At 54.4% G+C, this 21,216-nt stretch carries 13 protein-coding genes; 9 read left to right on the top strand and 4 right to left on the bottom strand.

Annotation, left to right across the window (positions count from 1 at the left end):
- Nucleotides 1-136: 136 nt before the first annotated feature.
- Both argS and rsfS read right to left on the bottom strand, forming a co-directional pair.
- A complete protein-coding gene (gene argS, locus KF752_07575; GenBank protein ID MBX3421401.1) occupies nucleotides 137-2,098 on the bottom strand; it encodes an arginine--tRNA ligase in 1,962 nt (653 codons plus the stop codon).
- Between the two features lie 75 nt (nucleotides 2,099-2,173).
- Nucleotides 2,174-2,647, bottom strand: a complete 474-nt coding sequence (rsfS, locus tag KF752_07580; protein ID MBX3421402.1) for a ribosome silencing factor — start codon at nucleotides 2,645-2,647, stop codon at nucleotides 2,174-2,176.
- Nucleotides 2,648-3,165: 518 nt separating this feature from the next.
- Between rsfS and lepB the strand changes: the two genes are divergently transcribed.
- Together lepB and lptB are read left to right on the top strand one after the other, a co-directional pair.
- A complete protein-coding gene (gene lepB / locus KF752_07585) occupies nucleotides 3,166-4,971 on the top strand; it encodes a signal peptidase I (GenBank protein ID MBX3421403.1) in 1,806 nt (601 codons plus the stop codon).
- Nucleotides 4,972-5,204: 233 nt separating this feature from the next.
- Nucleotides 5,205-6,035 carry an LPS export ABC transporter ATP-binding protein gene (gene lptB / locus KF752_07590; GenBank protein ID MBX3421404.1) on the top strand — a complete coding sequence of 277 codons (831 nt, stop codon included), beginning with the start codon at nucleotides 5,205-5,207 and terminating at the stop codon, nucleotides 6,033-6,035.
- 84 nt (nucleotides 6,036-6,119) lie between these two features.
- Here the strand turns inward: lptB and KF752_07595 are convergent, their stop codons facing one another.
- The gene (locus tag KF752_07595; protein ID MBX3421405.1) at nucleotides 6,120-7,736 is read right to left on the bottom strand and encodes a solute:sodium symporter family transporter; all 1,617 of its coding nucleotides are present in this window, start codon (nucleotides 7,734-7,736) and stop codon (nucleotides 6,120-6,122) included.
- A 704-nt stretch (nucleotides 7,737-8,440) separates the two neighbouring features.
- On the opposite strand from KF752_07595, the gene KF752_07600 reads away from it, so the two are divergent.
- The 7 genes from KF752_07600 to KF752_07630 all read left to right on the top strand — a co-directional run bounded on the left by KF752_07600 (nucleotide 8,441) and on the right by KF752_07630 (nucleotide 18,534).
- Complete coding sequence (locus KF752_07600) at nucleotides 8,441-9,004, top strand: hypothetical protein (GenBank protein ID MBX3421406.1); 564 nt, start codon at nucleotides 8,441-8,443, stop codon at nucleotides 9,002-9,004.
- 320 nt (nucleotides 9,005-9,324) lie between these two features.
- Nucleotides 9,325-10,170 carry a hypothetical protein gene (locus KF752_07605; GenBank protein MBX3421407.1) on the top strand — a complete coding sequence of 282 codons (846 nt, stop codon included), beginning with the start codon at nucleotides 9,325-9,327 and terminating at the stop codon, nucleotides 10,168-10,170.
- Nucleotides 10,171-10,237: 67 nt separating this feature from the next.
- Nucleotides 10,238-11,032: a YkgJ family cysteine cluster protein gene (locus KF752_07610; protein MBX3421408.1), complete on the top strand. Its 795-nt coding sequence runs from the start codon at nucleotides 10,238-10,240 to the stop codon at nucleotides 11,030-11,032.
- Between the two features lie 446 nt (nucleotides 11,033-11,478).
- A complete protein-coding gene (locus tag KF752_07615) occupies nucleotides 11,479-12,177 on the top strand; it encodes a hypothetical protein (protein ID MBX3421409.1) in 699 nt (232 codons plus the stop codon).
- Nucleotides 12,178-12,551: 374 nt separating this feature from the next.
- The gene (locus tag KF752_07620; GenBank protein MBX3421410.1) at nucleotides 12,552-13,400 is read left to right on the top strand and encodes a ThuA domain-containing protein; all 849 of its coding nucleotides are present in this window, start codon (nucleotides 12,552-12,554) and stop codon (nucleotides 13,398-13,400) included.
- A 233-nt stretch (nucleotides 13,401-13,633) separates the two neighbouring features.
- Complete coding sequence (locus KF752_07625) at nucleotides 13,634-14,902, top strand: DNA repair exonuclease (GenBank protein ID MBX3421411.1); 1,269 nt, start codon at nucleotides 13,634-13,636, stop codon at nucleotides 14,900-14,902.
- Entirely contained in the window at nucleotides 14,899-18,534 is a 3,636-nt protein-coding gene (locus KF752_07630; protein MBX3421412.1) for an AAA family ATPase, read from the top strand. Before KF752_07625 ends, KF752_07630 begins: the two co-directional genes overlap by 4 nt.
- A gap of 160 nt (nucleotides 18,535-18,694) precedes the next feature.
- On the opposite strand, the gene KF752_07635 is transcribed toward KF752_07630, so the two are convergent.
- Nucleotides 18,695-20,857 carry an oligopeptide:H+ symporter gene (locus tag KF752_07635; GenBank protein ID MBX3421413.1) on the bottom strand — a complete coding sequence of 721 codons (2,163 nt, stop codon included), beginning with the start codon at nucleotides 20,855-20,857 and terminating at the stop codon, nucleotides 18,695-18,697.
- Nucleotides 20,858-21,216 lie beyond the last annotated feature (359 nt).

Consider the following 21,216-nt stretch of genomic DNA (forward strand, 5'->3'; position numbering starts at 1 on the left):
TTTGGTCCGTGTTCGTCAAGGCCGCGATGTCGTTCGGAGCATCTGCCAGAATTGGGAATAGCGCCACACTTTTGCCCACAGCAGCGATTGATTGCCAATAGCGAGGACATACCGCAGACAAGCAAAGCTGCCGCGACTACATTCTGGGCACGACGCCGATTCCCAACAGCCCCAAGCCATGCTCCAAGACACGGCCGGTTACTTGGCAAATTCTCAAACGACTTTGGCGCTGAGCATGGTCGTCGGCCGTAAGTACTGGGCACTGTTCAAAGAAGGAGGCAAACTGCTTGGCGAGTTCGTACAGGTATCCTGTTAACAGGTGCGGATAGTATTCGGCCACTACCTGATGCAGCACGTCTTCTAATTGTAGCAACTGCAGGGCCAAGGTTCGCTCGGCCGGGTGTTGAACAACGATCGAGTCAGGCACGGCCATCAGCGAGTACCCCTGAGCCTCGGCACGCCGTAGGATGGATTGGGTGCGCGCGTACATGTACTGGACGTAGGTAGCTGTATTGCCATCCAGCGCGACCATTTTCTCTGTGTTGAACTCATAATCGCTGGTACGATTGTGACTCAGGTCGGCATATTTGATCGCGCCCAGTCCAACTACATTGGCAATATGCCGTTGCTCGTCCAGCGGCATATCGAGGCCAGCTTTCTGCAGACGTTCCGGCGTGCACACCGCTTGAAACGCACGCTCGACGGCTTCATCCAGCAGGTGTTCCAGCCCCACCACACTGCCGCTGCGAGTCTTAAACGGCTTGCCGTCCGGCCCCAGCACGGTACCAAAACTGACGTGCTGCAATTGAACTTTGTTGTAGCCCATTTTGCGGGCTGCCGCGAACAGCTTGGCAAAGTGCTCGCTTTGACGCATATCGACGACGTACAGAATCACATCAGGGCGAAACTGCTGCATGCGATACTGGATAGTAGCCAGATCGGTGGTTGCATACAGATAGGCCCCATCGCTTTTACGAATAATCATTGGCGCGTCAAAGCCGTCTAAAAAGACGCAGGTAGCCCCTTCGCTGATCGTCGCCAAACCACGACTCAAGAATTGTTCAACTAAGTCACCAAGCAGCGGATGATAGAAGCTCTCGCCCAACGTGTAGTCGAACTCAATTCCCAACCGGTGATAGACGGTCTCGATTTCGCGAAGTGAGATGGGCAGGAATTGATTCCACAAAGCTAGGTTTTGCTCGTCACCTTCGTGTAGTCGCACCGTTTCCAGTTGACACCGCTTTTCCAAATTCGGATGCGCAGCGGACACCGCAAGTAGCGCCGGGGAATCTTGAACGAATTGAACCTTGCCCTGGAGTTCTTCAAGTTGCTCCTGCGCGGCCCGCACCGCCTTTTGAGCCGCCGCGATATCCTTTTTTTGCTGTGGCTCAGGCACGCCGGATACCGCCTTTGCGGAGGCGAGTTTGCGTTGAGCGTCCGCCAGCTTCTTTTCCGCTGGCGGCAGTTTGCATAGCGTCTCTTGATAGCCAATGATTTGCTGGACGAGTCGGTACAGACGGCCGAGTTCTGCTACAGCATCGCGCTCATAGGCCTCCGCATCAACAAAATGTTTGTAGCCGTAGATAATCATCCCAAACTGCGTTCCCCAATCTCCCAGATGATTGTCGGTGATCACGCGATGTCCAAGGAATCGCAGAATCTTGGCTAGTGCGTCGCCAATCACCGTGGTGCGAATGTGGCCCACATGCATGGGCTTGGCAACATTTGGGGCTGAATAATCAATGACATAGGTGCGAGGAACCGCGCAGGGCGTTATTCCCAACCGTGAGTCGCTGGCCATTAACTCCAATTGGCGATTCAAAAAATCGCTGCGCAGGCGTAAGTTGATGAAGCCTGGGCCAGCGACTTCAGGCGGATGGCACAAGTCGTCCAGCCGCAATCGGCTGACAAGTTCAGCAGCGATCTGCTGAGGTGGCTTGCCCAGCTCCTGCTTGAGCGGCATGGCCACGTTGGCCTGGTAGTCCCCGTGTTGCGGGTCTCGAGCCAGCGTGATGCGCTGCAGATGTTCTTGCGGGTTGGCAACCCAACCGTCCAAGGCCTCGGCGAAACGCTGGCGTATCAAAGACAGGATTTGCATCGTGCAAGTCTCTTTTCTCTGGGGGCTGGTGAACTCGTGTGGCTTGAGTCAGTCGAGTGAATGAGTTCGAGCGAGTTACTGAAGTCGAGCGATTTGGGCTGATGCTTGGGCGACAATTGCAGAAATGTCGATTTGTCGAGCGTCTCCCCACAGCGACTCCAAGTCGTAGAACTCGCGGGTTTCCTGATCAAACAGGTGGACGACGATACTGCCATAGTCCAAGACGATCCAGCGCCCCTGCTCGACGCCGGAAACACTCAACTTCCGCTGGTCGAACTGAGTCTTCATACGTCGATCGATTTCGTGACTGATGGCTACAAGCTGCCGCTTGCTTGCGCCGGTGGCGATTACGAAATAATCGAACAGCGACGTCTGCCGTGTCAACTCCAGCAGCAAAATGTCCTGACCTCGGTTTTCCGCCGCAGCCTCTACTGCCGCCCGAGCCATATTGAGCGACTCGTCAAGCTGCGCCTGAGGAACCAAGCAAGGGGGCTCGGAAACCTGATTCGAAGGATTGGCCGGTGAATGTTGATTGGGGTCGGCGGACATGCGCTGCTTGACAAGATATGGTGAACTTAGGCCCTAAACTCGAAATTATAACTTCTCAGCCGAATTGAAACACTTCTACTGGCCCAATTCCTACCGCGCAGAGCCGAAAATCCAGGTTTCGACAGAAAAGACCAGCATTTGAGGCTCAGGTTCAGTCGTCCGGCATCAAGAATTGAGCCTGCCCGGCGAATGCCACTGGGTCGCTAAGGTAGCTACCGTCGACAGAGGGAGGAATAGATGTCGGTTTCAAAGGGATCAAATTCCTTCTCGGCTAATGCAACGAGTGATGAAGCCCCGCGACGGTTTTCGAAAGCCAGCGGTTTGCCATGCAGCGCAAGCACTGCCAGGACATCACCTTCCCATTGGCGTTTTAGATTGGCTAATTTACTGTTATAGTTCGTGCCGGACTTGGTCGAGAAGACTGTATCCGGTCACCCTCGATGGCTTCCAAGTCCATGGTGGGCCTACGAAGCCTGCGAATAATTACAGAATAATTACAAGTATAGGATGAAGACTCAATGGCGGCGGCGACCATCCCCAAGGGAACGATTCAGCCCAATCATCACCTGCGCGAGACCGTCGAGTCGATTGTGGTGGCCTTTATATTAGCTTTCCTGTTCCGCGCATTTGTAGCTGAAGCCTTCGTCATTCCCACCGGATCGATGGCACCAACACTGATGGGGGCCCACAAGGATTTATACTGCAACCAATGTGGCTCGCGGTATCAAGTGGGTGCTAGCCTTGAATTTGACAGCCAATCGGGGGCTCGCACCGGTAACTATGTGATTGGAAGTCATTCGTCGATCTGCCGAGCGGTGAATCCAATCGACTTTAACGACGCCAATCAAGCCACATTCAGTGGCGACCGCATACTAGTCAGTAAATTTGATTACGTTCTCAGCAAGCCTCAACGCTGGGATGTATTGGTTTTCAAATTCCCTGAAGAGGCGCGCATGAATTATATCAAGCGACTGGTGGGATTGCCCGGCGAGCAGATTCTGATTCAAGAGGGGGATATCTATACGCGGACCCAATCAAATGCTCCTTGGGTAATCGCTCGCAAGCCGGCCCACAAGGTCTTGGCCGTGCGTCAACCAGTGGCGGATACGAGCCATCAAGCTGCCGAATTGGTAAAACGAGGGTTCCCAAGTTTGTGGCAACCTTGGTCTGAAGGCGGAAAACAAACGCCTTGGCAGGTAAATCACTCGCCGGAAGCTTGGTCAGCCAATTTGTCAGCTGACCCACAGACGAGTTGGCTCCGCTACTATCACAAAGATTTGACTCCTCGACAATGGTTGGCTGTCGAGCAAGGCCAACAGTTGCCAGAGGTGTCGCCCACGCAATCACAATTGATTACTGACTTTCTGGCCTATAACAGCTACTACGCTAAATCCTTGAGGCAGCAAGATATCCGGGAGATCAAAGTCGATGATCTTGTCCAACAACCGCAGTCGGAAAATGGCGTTCACTGGGTCGGAGATTTGATAGGCGAATTCGATGTCGAAGTCGAATCGTCTAGCGGCCAGTTGTGTTTGCAAGTTGTCGAGTTCGGGCTTGAATTCCAGGTGGCCATCGATATCACCACTGGGGATGTTCAGTTGACGGCCTGGGATGCAAGTCAGTTGGAACGCAGCAACCTGGACGGGTTTTTTAGCGGCGAAAGCGAATTGGTGGCCGCTTGTAAAATTCGCGGTCCGGGACGCTACCAAGTTGCCTTGGCCAACGTCGACGATCAAATTCTTCTGTGGGTCAATGGGCGATTGGTCAAGTTCAATCGCCCGGCAGAATTCGACTCCTGGAGTCTCAGAGACGACAAGCAGCGGCGCCCGTTTTGGCTGGAATCGCGGCCATTGGACGCAGCACCGATTGCCATTGGCGGGAAGGACATTGATATGACCGTGCATCGGGCGCAAGTCTTCCGCGACTTATACTACACCGCTGTCCAGCGGCACGGTTATCGCAATTATGATTCGACTGACTTTGGTCAAGCCCGCTCCCGATTGCGCGCCCCAGATGTATTGGGCAATGGTACCAGTGGCATGGACGACGACGAGATCATTGCGGCCGTTTACGCAAAACCTAAGCTTTGGCAAACCACTGCCCTTTTTAGTCTGCGCAATAAGAACGAGTATACCCTCGGTGAAGGCCAGTATTTTCCATTAGGCGACAATAGCGCTCAAAGCTCTGACGCGCGCATGTGGGAACGTAAATTCGTGGACGAAAAGTATCTGCTCGGCAAGGCTTTGCTAGTATTTTGGCCGCATTATTGGAATCGCCCAATTCCTTTCTTGCCCGACTTTGGCCGGATGGGTTTGATCCGCTAGCTCGTTTTTGCAATGATCCCTGCTCCGGCAATATAGCCGCTGCCGGGTTTTACAGGGTGGGACAAGCGGGGCCTGTTTAACGTGCGTATCTATACCAAGGTAAGTTTCTCGTGACAGAGTTCGTGAATTAGGAATTGTCTCGACCTCGCGCCGGCCCACCACAGTCGTGAGCGGTTACCCGGCCACCATGCGTTTCAATCGAGTTCGATTTTGGGACGGAAATAGCTTCAAGGATGACATCGGCGATGAATGTGGTACTGGAGGTCGAAGGACTCGAAAAATCCTATGGCCGCCGTCAGGTGGTAGCGGGCGTAAGTATGTCGGTAGGCGAGGCTGAAATCGTTGGCCTGTTAGGCCCCAACGGTGCCGGCAAGTCGACGAGCTTCAAAATGACTTGCGGACTTGTAAAACCCGATCGCGGACGCGTTCGGCTCAACGACCTTGAAGTCACTGACTGGCCATTATTCCGCCGCGCAGGTGAGGGTGGTATGGGCTATTTGGCTCAGGAGTCCAGCGTGTTTCGCAAGTTGACTGTCGAGCAAAACATCTCCAGCCTCTACGAGCTACTGGGCGTTCCGTATCGCGAGCGCAAGCAACGCACTCACAAGCTGCTGGAAGACTTCGAGATCACACATATCCGCCGCTCCAAGGCTGGCCGGCTGTCCGGTGGTGAGCGCCGGCGACTGGAGATTGCTCGCTGCCTAGTTTCCGATCCCAAGATCATCATGCTGGACGAACCGTTTGCCGGTATCGACCCGGTTACAGTTCAGAACATTCAGCAGATTATTGTTAAGCTACGCGAGCGCGGCATCGCCATTTTGATTACCGACCATGCTGCTCGTGAAATTCTGGAGACCGTTGATCGCTGCTACGTCATTAGCAAAGGTAGTGTATTGCATGAGGGCTCGCCGGATTCCGTCATGAATCATCCCGAGGTGCGCAAGCAGTACTTGGGTGAAATTTCCAGCCAGCCCGCGCCGCTGTCCGGGCCACACTTCTTCCGCCGCAGTCAGCGTGCTACCATCCAGCCGGCGCATCGTCCATCGCGCCGCACAGATGTCTAGCCGAGCGGCAGTTGCAAATCACCGTCGCCACCGTCTGGCGGCAGTAGTTATTTTTCTGCAGCTCGTCCCAGCCAGATGGGCGACTTACCAAATCGCCAGCGCCGCATAGATCCCTATAACCGTCAGGATCAAAATGGCACCGACTGGGCGGGCCATCTTCCAGGGCGTTAGATCGACGGCTTGTACATCGCGCTGTATGTAGGGCGCGGGTAGCCGACAGCCAAGCTTGCCAAGCGCCAGCTGCAGGAAGATCAGCACCGCGAATACACAGCCCATGTAATGGTAGCCAGATGCAAACCATTGTTTCAGCCATTCTCCCGGGAAAAATGTACCCAGCACCATTAGCGTCAAACCGGACAATAATGCAATTAGAGCCGAACGTCCATCAACGGTGCGATTGAATAGCCCCACCAACATGATGGCCAACAGTGGAATGAAGTACACGCCGTTAAGCTTCTGAAAAAAGCCGAATACCTGTTCACGGCCATGAAAAAAGTTGGGGGCTGCGAGCACTGCAAAGATGCCTACGATCAGGCTGCATATCTGCCCCGAGCGCACCAATTGGTGTTTGGTGGCTTGCGGATTCAGGAATTTCTGATGCACATCCAGCGAAAACAATGTTGCCGAGGAGTGCAGTACCGAATTAAACGTGGACAGGATCGTGCCAACGACGACGGCAGCAAAAAAGCCCACCAGCGGCGCCGGCAGTACATGACCCACCAGCGCACCATAAGCCTGATTAGCATCGCCGCCGACTCGCTGCGCGAACTCGGGGTGGGTCGCCACCAAATAGGCTGCGATGATGCCGGGCAGGATCAGAATGATGGGGGCCAATATCTTGAAGAAAGCTGCGATCAGAACGCCCTTCTGCCCTTCCGCCAGGTTTTTGGCAGCCAATGAGCGCTGGATGATCTGTTGGTTCGAGCACCAATAGAAGAAATTCAGTAGCAAGACTCCGGTCATCAGGGTGGGCCAGGAAACGTCTTCATCCAGACTACCTAGCGACTGAAAGGCATCGGGATCGTGTGCTTTGATTTTCTGTAGTGCGTCAAGCCATGATTCACCAGGTTCGGTAATGGTCCCCAACGCGTAGTAGGTAATCAGCAAACCGCCAATCAGTAGCCCTGCTCCGTTAAACGTATCCGAGACCGCCACCGCCTTCAGCCCGCCAAAGATCGCGTACGCTCCGCCGACGATGGCAATAAACGCAATCACCTGCCAAATAATCTGCAAATCACTGCCGGGCAGTATGTTGCTCAAATCTAGAATGTCGGTCAGACCTCGCGCGCCCAAGTACAGCACGAACGGCAAAAGGATCAGCATGTAAGCCACGATAAAAATCAAGCTGGCCAATGTCCGCACCGCCGTGCCGTAACGCTGCTCCAGGAACTGGGGAATTGTCGCGATACCAGACTTGAGGTAGCGCGGCAGGAAAACCAGAGCCAGCACGACCAGCGAGCAGCCGGCTACCACCTCCCAGGCCATGACCGACAGACCCTCCTTAAAGGCTCCAGCGTTCAGTCCAATCAACTGTTCGGTCGACAGGTTGGTCAGCAAAAGTGACCCGGCAATGTATTTTCCGGTTAAGCTACGTCCGGCCAGAAAGTAATCCACATCCGTCTCGAGACTCGAGCCCCGTACGATCCACCACGTCAACAACCCGACCAACCCAGTAAACAGCAAGAAAGTAACCACAGTCATAAAAGTCGAATCCTGTACCTGGGAGCGTCCACTGGTGGAGAAATTATCCGATCACCTGTGTCTCAGAATCGGAGGCCAGGATTATAACCGTACTTCCGCGTGCCTACATTCGCCGGAACTTCGAGTAGCAAGAATTCATCAATGCTCTGGCCACAAGCCTAGTCAAATCAAACTTCGTGCCTGAATCATGCCAAATGTTGTCGGCTACCGTCGATGCTAGCTCGGGTTACACTGCCCCGCCTCCGGCCCTCAGGCAGCACCACGGGTCGGGCTCTTGCCCAGGCAGCGATTTCGAACGCGAGTAGTTCAGATCAGGGTTGGGCTGGCGCAGGGCCAAGCTGCTCTTAATGTATCATGTACGTGCAGCTACCCAGTCATGCTCCCATCGGTACAGGCTCGCATCAGTTGCGGCTGTTATTCGAAATCTGGACTGAGCCACGACCAAATTCTGAAGTGATCTCCCACATTGGCTTTCGCACTCGATTGCTGTTGCAAGAAACGCAAAATGGACAGACGAACAATCGCAACAACAGGGTGAGTCTCTCTGGTCTGTCATGACAGCGATCTGAAGGCATGTTAAACTGCCATCGGAAGATGTCTGCTTGATTGCGGAACGTCGCCAGGATTTGCTGTGCAGCTCACAGGTTTCTGTAAGCTGCGCCTGCGGCGGGGGCCGCAACCGTGAAGCAAGGAGAGTAACTGTAGTGCGCCGGCTGTTTGCATTTTCAGTGTTTGTAATCGCCACACTGGTACTAATGGCCAGTGCCTATCCGATAAAGTTGTTCACAGAGCAAATCGCTGCGAGCTGGCCGTCCGCGATGTTCTATGCAGCCGCTTCGGCCGTTATGGTGCTCGGCGGATTAACACTGTTCGCGCTGGCGTTGAGAATGGATGGGCCACAGGACGCGAGTGCAAATCGAGAGAAGGCTACGGGAGAGCCGGAGGCCGCCGAAACAGCTCTGTGCGTCCACCGAGAAAAGCCTAGCTTGTCTCAGTTCGCTGACCTTGATGTGAATTCTCTTTCGTTTCCGGGCTTACTGCTGGTCCTATTTTCGGCAGTATTTGGACTGACAGTATCTTTTTTCGGCCTATCGATCCTCTTGGCAATTTTGCCAGGTATCGGATGGTTGGCCAATCAATTGGGTGGCATGTTCGGATTTGTTGGGTTGATTGTATTTGTATTCGCGTCGGCGATTCCAGCATATTTGGCGTATTTGCTTGGTGCGAAGGTACTGACAAAACTGAACATCCGCAGTTTCCGGTCATGACTTAGAAAAACCGAAGTTGATGCCTTCTTGCCAACAATATCCGTGGGCGTACAACTAACTGCCATCCACTGTCGTCAAAAATTGACTCTGAGAGTGCCTAGTTGAGGGTGAAAGAGTGACAAGCGGTCCCAAGCAGGCGTCTTGAGGCGTGACGAAGTCTCGTTGCTGCGGTGCCGGAAACAGCGGAAGAATGCTTGATCTCTCGAGTTGGGACCACTTTTGCGATTCTGGAGCAAAATTTAACAACACCGCGACAACAGCCGCGATAACAACAGTATCCGAACGAACGTCCGTTACCGTGTGTTGAGGGAGGATTTCCAATGAATCGTACGATCACTTCAGCGGTAGGCCATGGCGGCGTCAATAATCTACAAGATGCCAAGGTGATTCAGGAATTGCTGAATCAACATATCGGCAAGCTGACGCCTTTGCGTCCATTGACAGTCGACGGTCGCGTTGGGCCGAATACTATTGCTGCGATCGTGGAATTCCAGAAGCGAATTGTAAAAATGTCGGCTCCAGATGGCCGAGTTGATCCAGGGGGTACAACATGGCGTTGGCTGTCAGCCAACGGTCCCGCGCCCGCAACAAGCAATGTGAGCGGCTCGGCTGCCGTGGTATACAAGGATTCTCTGCCAAGCGGCGAGCGAATCGTCGATCCGTACTGTTTTGACGTAATCCGCCTAGTCATGATTAACGCAGGCTGCTCAAAAGCCGTGATAACCAGCACGATACGCACTCCGGAGGAGCAGGTGGATATCATGTACAGGAATGCCAAAATCAACTTGGCTGGCCAGTACGCTTTGTATGGAGCCAATGGAGACGCCGTCCTCAAAGTTTACGAGAACAACAAGACCAAACCCGAGGCGGATGTTAAGAAATTGATGGTCGATAAAGTGAAAGAGCTGCTGAAGTCTGGCAAGCGGGTCTCACTGCATGTGACTACCCCAGAAGCCTACAAGCAAAAGAACATCATTGACATCGGAGTCAACTCGACGCAAGCAGCCGCTGGCACCACTTTCAATAAAGCCAAGATCACTGCGGCTTTCGCGAAGGCGAAATCCGATGGCTACATCAAGGAGTTCATCGACGAAACCAACAAGTCGAATAACTGCTGGCACGTCGAAATTGTGCCCAACGCCAAACCAGTACCTAAGAGCATCTAATCTTGGATGTTGGCTTTGGCTGCATGGCGATGGAGTTGCCAATTGTAATCGAGCAGCGGAGTGATAAATGACTGAGCCTTCCGGGCACGGCCAATCGCCAATTGTCGAACTAAAGGCCGATGGCGCACCTTCCGCAACGGCCAGAATTCCGGTTGCCATTGAAGGCAAGCAGCTTCAGTTGTCGATTACGGTCCCAACAGAACCGGTGAAACTCAGCTGCATACTGCCAATCCTACAGGGCTTTGCCAATCAGATTGTAGCTGCAGCAGTTACCAAAGCAGCTCAGGCTAATGAGCAGGTTTCATGCAAGGCGGGCTGCGGTGCCTGTTGTCGTCAAATCGTACCGATCTCACCATCCGAAGCCCATGCAGTTCATCAGTTAGTGGAATCGCTTCCCGAACAACGGCGTGAGACCATTCGTCAACGCTTTCGACAAGCTGTCCAACGCCTGGATGAAGCCAATTTGTTGGAGTCGCTACGAGACGCAAAGTCGGAAATTGATGAAGCTCAAGTGGCTTCCGATTATTTCCAGTTGGGTATTGCATGCCCCTTTCTGGAGGATGAATCATGTTCGATCCATCAGGATCGACCTCTGGCCTGTCGGGAGTATCTGGTTACGTCGCCAGCAGTGGAGTGTTCGCGTCCAAGTTCCAGCAATGTCCGGTGCGTTCCGATTTCGGTCAGCACTTCCTGGGTTCTGCGTGCCATGGATTGGGATGCGCTGCCCTTGGGCGCAGGCTGGTTGCCGCTGGTCTTATCACTGGAATGGACCGAAGATACACCTGAACCGACCCCACGACCAGGTCCACAGTGGATACAGCACTTTTTGGCTCGATTGGCCCGCCGTCCTAAGCCTCGCTAGCCATCAGACCATTGAACTATCTTGAAACTTCCTCGAGCAGTTGGGCTTTGCCAGGCAATCGTCGCCTTTGGCGGTGCCAGACGAAATCTGCCCACACCTTAGCGAAACAGTGCCATTCATGGCTGGACACTCACTGATACCCAGCTAAGAACCGAAACCAGCGCTCCATGCCTGTTGGATCTTTGGCACCCAAGATAATCGCTCAATTGCCGACCACGATCAGACCAGTCAATTTGTGATTGTGGTTCTGGGTGTTTCTCGAATTGGACAAGCTCTCGAAGCGCTGACTGACCAGTTCGACTCGACCTGTTTTTTTAGTGGACATGATCGGCTCTACAGAAGATCCAGCAGCGACACAGTTTCCACGGCCTTCGCAGAAAGAATCACGTCGCGCATAATTCTGTTTGTAGCAGAGTTTGGCGTTGACAACGTAGAGGTAGTACTCGATGCAAGCTGATTGGAAGTGGTCTGGAGGCTCGGTGGGGGCCCGGTGCGGTGATTGGTCGATCCAGGTGAATCCAGCCCGGCCTGACGTGCCGTTGGTGATCGCCGGCCAGAATGGATCAAGCTGGCAGGCGCTGGCGATTCGACCGCTACCGAAACATTCATTGACCGTGGATGAACTGTATGAGCGCGACTGTGACCTGATCGCTCGATTTCGTCAGGCGGATCAAGACGGCTACGGATTTCAAGTTGACTGGCGGTTGCTGCCGGTCGCTCAACCGCTGTATGCTGCGGTTGAAGTGTGGATCAGCATCCAGACGCAATTGTTGGATTCATCGCCGAGCGTCGAAATCGTGAGCCAGTCGTCGGCGGGGTGGAAGCGCTGGACACACGGCGAACTTGCCGCTCAGTCTGGCGACGATGAGCAGTTGGATTCTAATTCGACGGCGGTACTGTCCAGCACAGACTCACAGGCGACCTGGTTGTGGATGATCGAGCCCAGAGATCAAGTGCAAGTTCACTGGGTCAGCAGCCCTCAGGAATCGAGTCAGCGAGGAAATCTGTTTGGGGCGTTCTTGGAGAAAGGCGTAATCCGCCGCGCCCGGATGCAATTGCTGGTGGGTTCGAGTAAAATCAACCATCAGGATGTTGCTCAAGCTTATCAGCGACTGGCCCAACGCGCCTTGCCGCTGACGGCATGATGGCAAGCCGCAAAAAACGTTGCGACCGTCGCCAGACGCTGGCTACGGTAGATGTTCGATTGCTGCATGCCTAATGGCGATGACGGTCGGCCGGTGAAGTTAGTGGGCGGCGATGTTGGTGGGCGGGGCCGGCGCAAGCCGACCACTCGCTTGATATGTCCAGTTGTCGCATTGGGCTTAGCTGTAGAAATACGCTACCAGGTGAGTCTGCCTGCTTGTCCCACCCTACACACCCACCCTACAAGTCGGAATCCGTACACGATTAACTATTGATCTACACTATTTGATAAAGACGTAAACACATGCAACCAACATGCTCTTCCAGACTCAGCCGTCGCCGATTGCTCAAAACTACAGCACAATTGGCAGTTGCGATGCCATTGCTGCGAGGCTCGGCTCAATTGTTTGCCGAAGATAAGGCCCCTAAGAAGCGGATTCTGTTTTTCACTCGTAGCCAGACCTTTGAACACTCCGTAATTCGACGAATCAGTGACGCACCTAGCCACGCAGGCCGCGTGATGAGTGAGTTTGCAGGGGCTGCCGGTTTTGAATTCCATGAGACCAAGGATGGCAGCGTGTTCGATGGCGACCTGGACCAATACGACGCCTTTTTCTTTTTCACAACCGGCGATCTGACCAAATCCGGTGGCGACAAACAGCCGCCGATGTCGGAAAAGGGCAAGCAGCGCTTGCTGGACGCGATTGCTGCGGGCAAGGGCATGTTCGGTAGTCATTGTGCTAGCGACACTTTTCACTCGGCTGGGCCGGCCTTTGAGAATCAAAGTGAGCGCGATCCCTATATTGATATGCTGGGGGGCGAGTTCATTCGGCATGGCCGCCAGCAGGAGGCAACGCAGCGCGTGGTGGATGCCAAATTCCCGGGCATGGGGCCGGCGGGAATGGAGTTCCGTATGCACGAAGAGTGGTATTCGCTCAAGAATTTTGCTCAGGATATGCACGTGCTGCTGGTGCAGGAAACCAAAGGCATGAAGGACTTGGACTACGATCGACCACCCTTCCCGGCTACATGGGTTCGCCGGCATAACCAAGGTCGCGTCTTCTATACTTCGATGGGTCACCGTGAAGACGTTTGGACCAACGCTATCTTTCAGTCGATCGTTGTTGGCGGGCTGCAGTGGGTCACACGGCAATTCGATGCTGATATCAAACCGAACATGGCCGAAGTGACTCCGGAAGCTAGCAAACTGCCGGTTCCGAAATAGGTCAGCTGCCAAATTTAGCTGGATTGGCAAATAAACGCTGTTGGCACAGGATGGTGTGATGCGTTAAACTCGCCACCAGGACGGCTCATATCTTAGGGTGCAAGCCGGCGTAACCTGATGCGTGAGCGGGCGGAGGGCTTAGGTATAGGTTCCTCGCGAACGTTTGAGGTGGCGAAAGCTACGCTGACTCGCTGTTCCCTAAAGCCTGTTGTCAGCCATGGAGGGTGTTACAGATGGCCAAGGAATCATTTCGCTTTATTCACGCTAGCGATTTTCACTTAGAGCGACCGCTGCAGGATATCTATGACCTGCCCGAACACCTCAAGCGGACGTTGGTCGAAGCCCCATGGAAAGCGGCTGAAGCCGTATTTGAACATGCGATCATCGAGAACGTTGACTTTGTAATCCTGTCCGGCGACATCTTGAATCCAGCGACCGCCGGGGCACAAGGCGTTGCATTTCTGTTGGACCAATTTGAACTGCTGCGGGCTCGCGGCATTCAGGTCTACTGGCTGGGAGGAACCGCTGACGACATGGATCGCTGGCCAGCCGCAGTGGCTTTGCCTGCCAATGTTCATGTATTCTCAAAGAAGGCTGTCGAAAGCTTCGTGTTTCGTCGCCATCAAACCTGCTTGGCGACGCTGATTGGGCGTAGCGTCGATGGCAATGAAATGGTTCGCGCTGCAGAACACGCTCACGACCCTGATGAAACATTTGTTATCGCCGTTGCCTACGGCAAGGCCGATGCAGAGTCGCTAGCTGCTGAAAATGTCCATTACTGGGCGTTGGGTGGCAAGCATCAAGCCAGCATCGTGCAAACCGAAGAGCCGGCCATTCGCTACAGCGGATCTCCGCAGGCGCGCTGCTTGCAAGAGGAGGGGGCACATGGGTTTGTGCTGGTGGATGTCGATGCTCAGCGGCATGTCCAAATCCATACCATAGACGTAGACCTGATTCGCTACTCGGAGCAAGACATCGATGCTGATGACGTAGCCTTAGGACGCGATTTGCGGCAAACGCTGGCGAAGCGCGTAGCGCGGCTGCAAAGTGACGCGGCTGGCCGACACTTGCTGGTGAAATGGCGCATTAAGTTGGATTTAGAGAACGCGGAGATGGTGGGACCATCAGCGGTAGAAGAACTATTGAGTTGGCTGCGGCGCGAGTTCGGGCATGGTCAGCCGTGTTGCTGGTCAACCGACATCGAGATACTGCCACCTGGCGAACTGCCAGCCAAATGGAAGGAAGAGGATACGATTCTGGGTGATTTCTTGAGAACGTCGGCCGAGCATCGCAAAGAGAGCGCCAAGCATCTAAATCTGAAGTCAATTGCCGATCTCGAAGTTCCCAGTACACATTTGTGGCAGGCGACGCTGTTGCCGGCCAACGCTTCGATTCAGTTGGCGACGCTACAAAAGAGTACGTTGTTGGGAGTTGATTTGCTGCGTGGCCATCAGGTCGATCTGTTAGCACCCACCCGCCGATTCGGAGGAGCTGCCAAGTGAAAATAAAGGATGTTCAAGTCGATGGATTTGGAGTCTGGTCGGGACTGTCGGTGCATTCGATGCCTGACAGCATGACAGTCTTCTACGGCCCAAATGAAGCCGGCAAGACGACGCTGATGCAGTTCCTGCGGACCATGTTCTACGGCTTCACTGCCGATCGGCGCACGCGATACTTGCCGCCCGTGTTTGGTGGTAAGCCGGGTGGGGCTATTCGCGTGACGGGTCCCGGCGGTGGTTACGAAATCTGCCGCCGAGCGCAGTTGGACCAGCAAGGTTCGATGGGGGCTGTGTCGGTCACCGGGAGCGATGGTCTGTCACAAGGGCCGCATCGCTTGGCCATGCTGATGGGACAGGTCGACGAGTCGATCTTCACCAATGTGTTTGCCATCGGCCTCCGCGAATTGCAGGAGCTGAGTACGCTGGACGATACGGCAGCAGCCGACGAATTGTACAAGTTGTCTAGCGGCCTAGATCGTGTGTCGCTGGTGGATGTGATTCGCCAGTTACGCGGAGCCCGCCAGCAGATCGCCGGCGACGGTGGCGAGCCCAGTCAGCTACAGCGACTGATGGCCCAACGTGAAAAGCTGAAAGATGAAATAGAGCAGTTGGTTCATCACGGCAGACGCTGGGCCGAACTGGCGTCGTTGCGGACCACGCAGTCCCAAGAGTTGGACGAACTGAAGCAACGCATCGAGCAGTGGGCGCTGGAGGCCAAGAGCTACGATTTGTCACTACAGGTTCGACCGACATGGCTCAAAAAGGCTGAGATAGCTCAGCGCATGAGCGTACTGAACGCGCGTCTGGAACTGCCGGATGAATCGGCTGACCGGTTGGCCGAACTCGAACTAGAACGCCAAGAACAACAGGCAAAATTGTCCAAGGTCAATCAACGTCGTGGCGAACTGCGCGAGCAGGCTCAGCGGTTGCCGCTGCGTCGCGGTTTGATGGAACTGGCTGCCCGGATCGAAGCTGCGGCCGAACAGAGTCCGTGGATCGCTTCCATTCAAAAGGCGCAACAGCGTCTGGAATCACAGATTGAGCAGACGCGTGCCCAGTTGATCGAGGATGCGGTTCGTTTAGGACTTAGCGAAGAAGATCAAAAAGGAATTCTGGAAGACAAGCGACTGACGAGCGTCCCTGATTTGTCGCGCCAAGCCGTCAATCAACTGGCCCAGCCGGCCAGCGATGTGCGTATGTGGACCACTCGGCTCAAACAAGCCAAGGACCAATGCGACGTCGAAAAACGAGAAATTGAAAAGCTTCGTCAAGAATTGACTGCCGGGTTGCAGGCTCGCGGTCAGAGCGATATTCATGCCGGACTCAGTCAAGGCAGTGAGTTGACGACATTGTTGCGCAAGCGAATTGCCATCGAAGAACAGCTCAAGAAGCAAGTCGCTCGCCGCGATCAATTGGATCAAGACGCGGTAGACCTGCAAGTAGATGAAGCGTTTAGCGTCGAACGGGCACTGCTACTTGGCGTGATCTTCGTGGCCGGTGCTTTCATGATCCTGTGGGGCATGGGCTATTGGGTGCGAATGTTCAATTCGACGGCCCCAGTCGATCCAAATAAAGGACTACTGTTCTTTGTAATGGGTATGTGTGCCCTGTTCTTAGTGTACATGATGAATATCACGATGGGCAAAGGCGGGCACGACCAGTTGGACGAAGTGGAGGAGCAACTGGCCGCTATTCGCAAGGAAATTCAGCGAACGCAGTTGGAACGCGAAGAGTTGGACCGTCGGCTGCCAGTGCATTCGGGCGATCCCGAAATGCGATTGCGCGAAATGGAACAAGGTATTCAGGCACTGGAAAGCCTATTGCCGCTCAAGCAGAATCTGGAAGCGCTCGAACAACGCTACCAAGCCGCTCGAAAGCGTGCGGCACAAGCCGCCGAGTCGCTTCAGTCAGCTCGTGCAACCTGGAAGCGAACGCTTCAGCACTTTGGGATTTCCGAGAGCCTGTCTCCCAAGAGCATTCGACTGATGGCCGATGGTTATGATTCCTTGTTGCAAAGCCGACGCAGGCTAAGCAGCCTGACCGAGGAGCTGGAGTCGCGGCAGTTCGAGTTGGGTGCGATTACTCAACGTGTTGACGCGTTAACGCGTCAAGTATTCGCGGTCAATGCAGCGGGCGACGCGGTGATCGGCAACGACGAAGGTGACATTCTGCAAGACCCCAATCCATCCAAGCTCCGCTCACGGCCTAGCGTTGATCCTCGCGATGTCCCAGGGGCCTATAAAGCCAGCGTTGAAGCTGGTAATAAAGCCTTAGAGCAACTGGCCAAGCTGACTGAACTGTTGAATTCACAGCAGCAGTACATCATTCAGAAACGGCAATTGCGCGAAAAGGATGCGGAATTTGCCAAAGATGCTGCCGCCATCGAAAAGGCGATCGATAAGCTGCAACGACGGCACAGTGCGTTGCTGGCCGAATACGGTTGTGAGAGCGACGAGCAACTGCTGCAGCAGTTGAAATTCAAACAAGAGTATTTGCGACTGCAGAGCGAACAGACTGGCTTCGCTGAGCGCATTCAAGAAATGATCGCCGGCATGGTTCCCATGGAGACGGTGGTCCGGCTGCTGGAGAGCGGTAGCAACGAAGATTTGCTGAAAAGACGCGAGGCAATTGGGCAGCGCACAACACAGGCCAAGCAGCGTGTCGAGCAACTGCACCAACGGCAGGGCGAGTTGGCTCAAGAGATGAAGTCGTTGGCCGCCGACGGACGGTTGGCAGAAGCTCGATTGGAACTGGCCTGCATCGAGAATCAATTGTCGGCCTGTGCGGCTCATTGGCAAACGTTGGCTACGACCACGCACATGTTGGATCGTGTCTGCGAGGTGTATGAAACCGAGCGCCAACCCGAGACGCTCCGCGAAGCCTCGGCATTTCTCAATCAATTGACTGAGGGCAAGTACACGCGCATCTGGACGCCGCTGGGCAAGAATCAGCTTCGCATCGACAATCGAGCCGGTCAGGCGCTGCCGCTGGAAGTGCTGTCACGCGGAACGCGCGAAGCGGTGTTTATTGCGCTTCGATTGTCGCTAGCTGCAGCGTACGCTCGGCGTGGCGTCGTGCTGCCGCTAGTGCTGGATGATGTACTGGTGAATTTTGATTCCAGTCGAGCCGAATCGGCCGCCAAGGTGCTGCGCGACTTCGCCGACTTGGGGCATCAAGTAATTATGTTCACCTGCCATGAACACATCATGCGAATCTTCTACAACATTGGGGTCCAAGTACGTGTGCTTCCAGCACAAGGTACCGTTGGCGAAGCTGAGATTTTTTATCCTGGGATGCTCTCAGGCGAGGAAGTGCTGGAACCGCAACCAGAAATGGTTGAACTGCACGAGTTAGAGCACGTACCAGTGGTAGTGCCAGAGGCTGTCGCAGTAGAGGAAGTTGCCGCCGATACACCCCCAGATACTTGGGCGACGTCAGAGCCCCTTGAGGAGGCCGAGCAACCGCCATCGATCGACTGGTTATGGTACGAACGCGGTCCCATGAGATTTGAAAGCCCATCAGAAAGCAAGCTGGATTGGGGCTGGATCGAGTCGCAAGACGAGGTTGACCAGCGGTCCACACCAGAGGACTTATGGTGGCGCCCAAACGGCGTCAGCCACATGAAGATCGCCTGAGTTTCGGTTAGCCGGAGGCAGAATTTTCTGCCTCTGCCGTCTGGCTTGCTGTTGAGTCTGCGCTCTGGGAAATGTGGCAACGCCGCATAGTCACCGTCGCCAGATGACGGAGATTGTGCACAACGCTACGGTTCGATCCCCCTCGCTTAGGCGAGCGTTGCTACGGGCTAGCGGCCATGTCTGGCTCTTCGTGCATCCAGCGCTTCAACAGCGGTGACATTGCCAGGCACACGAAGCCTGCAGAGCAGCCCATAATGGCGATTAATCCGTAAACGTCGCCGTAAACGTGTACAGTCTCAGCCGGAACTGGAATTAGATTGCTAGAACCTTCATTGACGCTGGCATATTGAGCAATGATCGCAGCCAGAAACTGCGAGAACGCAGTTGCCAGAAACCAGGTACCCATAACGGTGCTAACCAGATTTTGGGGCGATAGCTTGGTGACCATCGACAATCCCACCGGAGATAAACACAGCTCGCCCGTTGTCAGCAGTAGGTACATCAACAGCAACCAGGTCATGCCCACCATTCCGTCCTGGTCGGCGGTTTGCGCTCCGATGTACAACATGGCAAAGCCAAGTCCAACTTGCAGCAGGCCCAGCGAAAATTTGACGGGTGTACTGGGTTCCCATCCGCGAGCGGCCAGGTATCCCCAAGCTGCGGTGAATGCCAGCCCGAAGAGCATGATGTAAATGGCGTTCACGGACTGAAATATCGAGGCCGGAATCTCGGTACCTCCCCAGCCAATGCGGTCCACGTTTTCTGCAGTGAATGTCCAAGGTACGGTAGCATCATCCGGACCAGAGTGTGATCGAGCGGCTTCGCGTAGATAGGTCAGAGCGGTCATCGTCAATCGCGGCTGTTGGCAGATGATGTCGATGGTTTCTTGCAATTTTTGCTCGCTCATACGTTTGTTGGGCTCTTTGGCCGATTCGACGATGCGGATGGATTGCTGCAACTGGGCCGATAGATCTGCCGCGTTTTCATGACCAAGGAACTCTTGGCTGAGGTATGCCAGACTTTTGTCTTTCGGATTAGCCATTAGGCTTAACCGCACGCTCTGGCCTACATCGGCCTCGGATACCATCCGTTGTTCGCGAACGCGATCGATGTTGCGATCCGTAAAATTGTTAACCGAGCTGCCCGATTGCTCGAAGAACGCCCAAAACCACATCGAAAAAAAAGTCAGAATGAAGGCCACATACAGTCGCTGGCGACCAACGAGGTTTTCTTTCAAGGTAGCGCGGGTCAGAATAACGGTGGCTACCAGACCGGAGACGATCAATACCAAGCCCGCAGGCCGGCTGACTTCGGCTACAAACTCTGCCAGTCCGCGCAATAGTGGTTTGGGGCTGTTGCGCAGTTGCTCTGTGATACTTTCTGGCAACAGAATTAATTGTTTGTCGAATCCAGGCAGCACGGAAAAGCCTGACACAAGCAGGACAAACACGGGTATCGAGACCAGCGTCCCCAGCAGAACTTTGATCAGGTTTAGCCGCCACTGTGCCGGTTCGCAGGGCGGCTGGCCAGCCCACTTGGGCAGTCCGCCACGCCCCAGCGCGGCCACCGAGATGCAAGCGCTGGCAATCAGCGACAGGCAGACGAAGATATTGGAAGCCACTGAAAATAGATCGCCAGCGTTGAAGTACAGTGTAGCTGCCGCGCTGACCAGCGAAGTGAGAAGGATCAAAGCCTGCGTCAGCCGCGTGGGAGCTACGAATACCGCCATGCCCAACAACATTCCGATGGTTGCCAACCCAAAGCCATAGTGCCAGCCATAGGTCTCGCCCACGTACCCGCAGATCAGTGGCGCGAGCGCCGCACCTAGATTTACGCCGATATAAAAGATTGTAAAACCGCCATCGCGCTTGGGACTGCCTGGGACATACAACGTGCCAACGATGGATGAAATGTTCGGTTTGAAGAATCCATTGCCCACGATCAAGAATCCCAAAGCAGTGAAGAACCACAGCTCCTTCTGAATCGTCATCAACAGGTGACCCAAGGACATCAAGGCCGCACCCAGAATCACAACAGTTCGCTTGCCTAGCAGTCGGTCGGCGATCAAGCCTCCAAAAAACGGAGTCATGTACACCAGTGCTGTATAGGCTCCATAGACTGCGTTGGCATCCTTATCACTAAACCCCAAAAAGCCTTTAATGAGGTACAGTACCAACAGAGCCCGCATACCGTAGAATGAGAATCGTTCCCACATCTCGGCGAAGAACAGAGTAAACAGGCCGGTGGGATGCCCAAACAGTTCCGGCAATCCGGCGGCAGGCGAGTTGGTAGAGGCCGTTAGGGAAGTACCATCGCGCATCATATGCTCCTAATGCGAAAGACCCCCGCCGGCACGCCGCGTCCTGGCGGCTGAAATTGCCCACAGAGTCAAAGCCAGGTAGTTTATCAGAGCGCGTACCATTATTAAACCGCAACCTGCAGCGTTAGTGGTTAGCGAACATTCGTAGCACTCGAAGTATCTGAGGCGCGTTGTTGGAGCAGCTTGAGAGAGTGCCGATAATCTACGGCACTCCCAAACGTTGCGGGGAGGTCTACGGGTAGTTAGCATCACTCGCTTGGTACAGGCAGTTTGAAGGTGCGGCTCGAAAGTAGTATGAATACAACCATGCAACGGCATATCATCTTGCTGATGGTACTTCGACTAAGTGCACCATCGTTGTG

Source organism: Pirellulaceae bacterium (assembly GCA_019636385.1).
Taxonomy (GTDB): Bacteria; Planctomycetota; Planctomycetia; order Pirellulales; family Pirellulaceae; genus Aureliella.

What these genes read in the sequence shown, in the direction of transcription:
- KF752_07625 (MBX3421411.1), top strand. Translation starts at nt 13,634, where the DNA reads ATGGCCAAGGAATCATTTCGCTTTATTCACGCTAGCGATTTTCACTTA.
- argS (MBX3421401.1), bottom strand. Translation starts at nt 2,098, where the DNA reads ATGCAAATCCTGTCTTTGATACGCCAGCGTTTCGCCGAGGCCTTGGAC.
- lepB (MBX3421403.1), top strand. Translation starts at nt 3,166, where the DNA reads ATGGCGGCGGCGACCATCCCCAAGGGAACGATTCAGCCCAATCATCAC.
- KF752_07620 (MBX3421410.1), top strand. Translation starts at nt 12,552, where the DNA reads ATGCCATTGCTGCGAGGCTCGGCTCAATTGTTTGCCGAAGATAAGGCC.
- KF752_07595 (MBX3421405.1), bottom strand. Translation starts at nt 7,736, where the DNA reads ATGACTGTGGTTACTTTCTTGCTGTTTACTGGGTTGGTCGGGTTGTTG.
- KF752_07615 (MBX3421409.1), top strand. Translation starts at nt 11,479, where the DNA reads ATGCAAGCTGATTGGAAGTGGTCTGGAGGCTCGGTGGGGGCCCGGTGC.
- KF752_07610 (MBX3421408.1), top strand. Translation starts at nt 10,238, where the DNA reads ATGACTGAGCCTTCCGGGCACGGCCAATCGCCAATTGTCGAACTAAAG.
- KF752_07605 (MBX3421407.1), top strand. Translation starts at nt 9,325, where the DNA reads ATGAATCGTACGATCACTTCAGCGGTAGGCCATGGCGGCGTCAATAAT.
- KF752_07635 (MBX3421413.1), bottom strand. Translation starts at nt 20,857, where the DNA reads ATGATGCGCGATGGTACTTCCCTAACGGCCTCTACCAACTCGCCTGCC.
- lptB (MBX3421404.1), top strand. Translation starts at nt 5,205, where the DNA reads ATGACATCGGCGATGAATGTGGTACTGGAGGTCGAAGGACTCGAAAAA.
- rsfS (MBX3421402.1), bottom strand. Translation starts at nt 2,647, where the DNA reads ATGTCCGCCGACCCCAATCAACATTCACCGGCCAATCCTTCGAATCAG.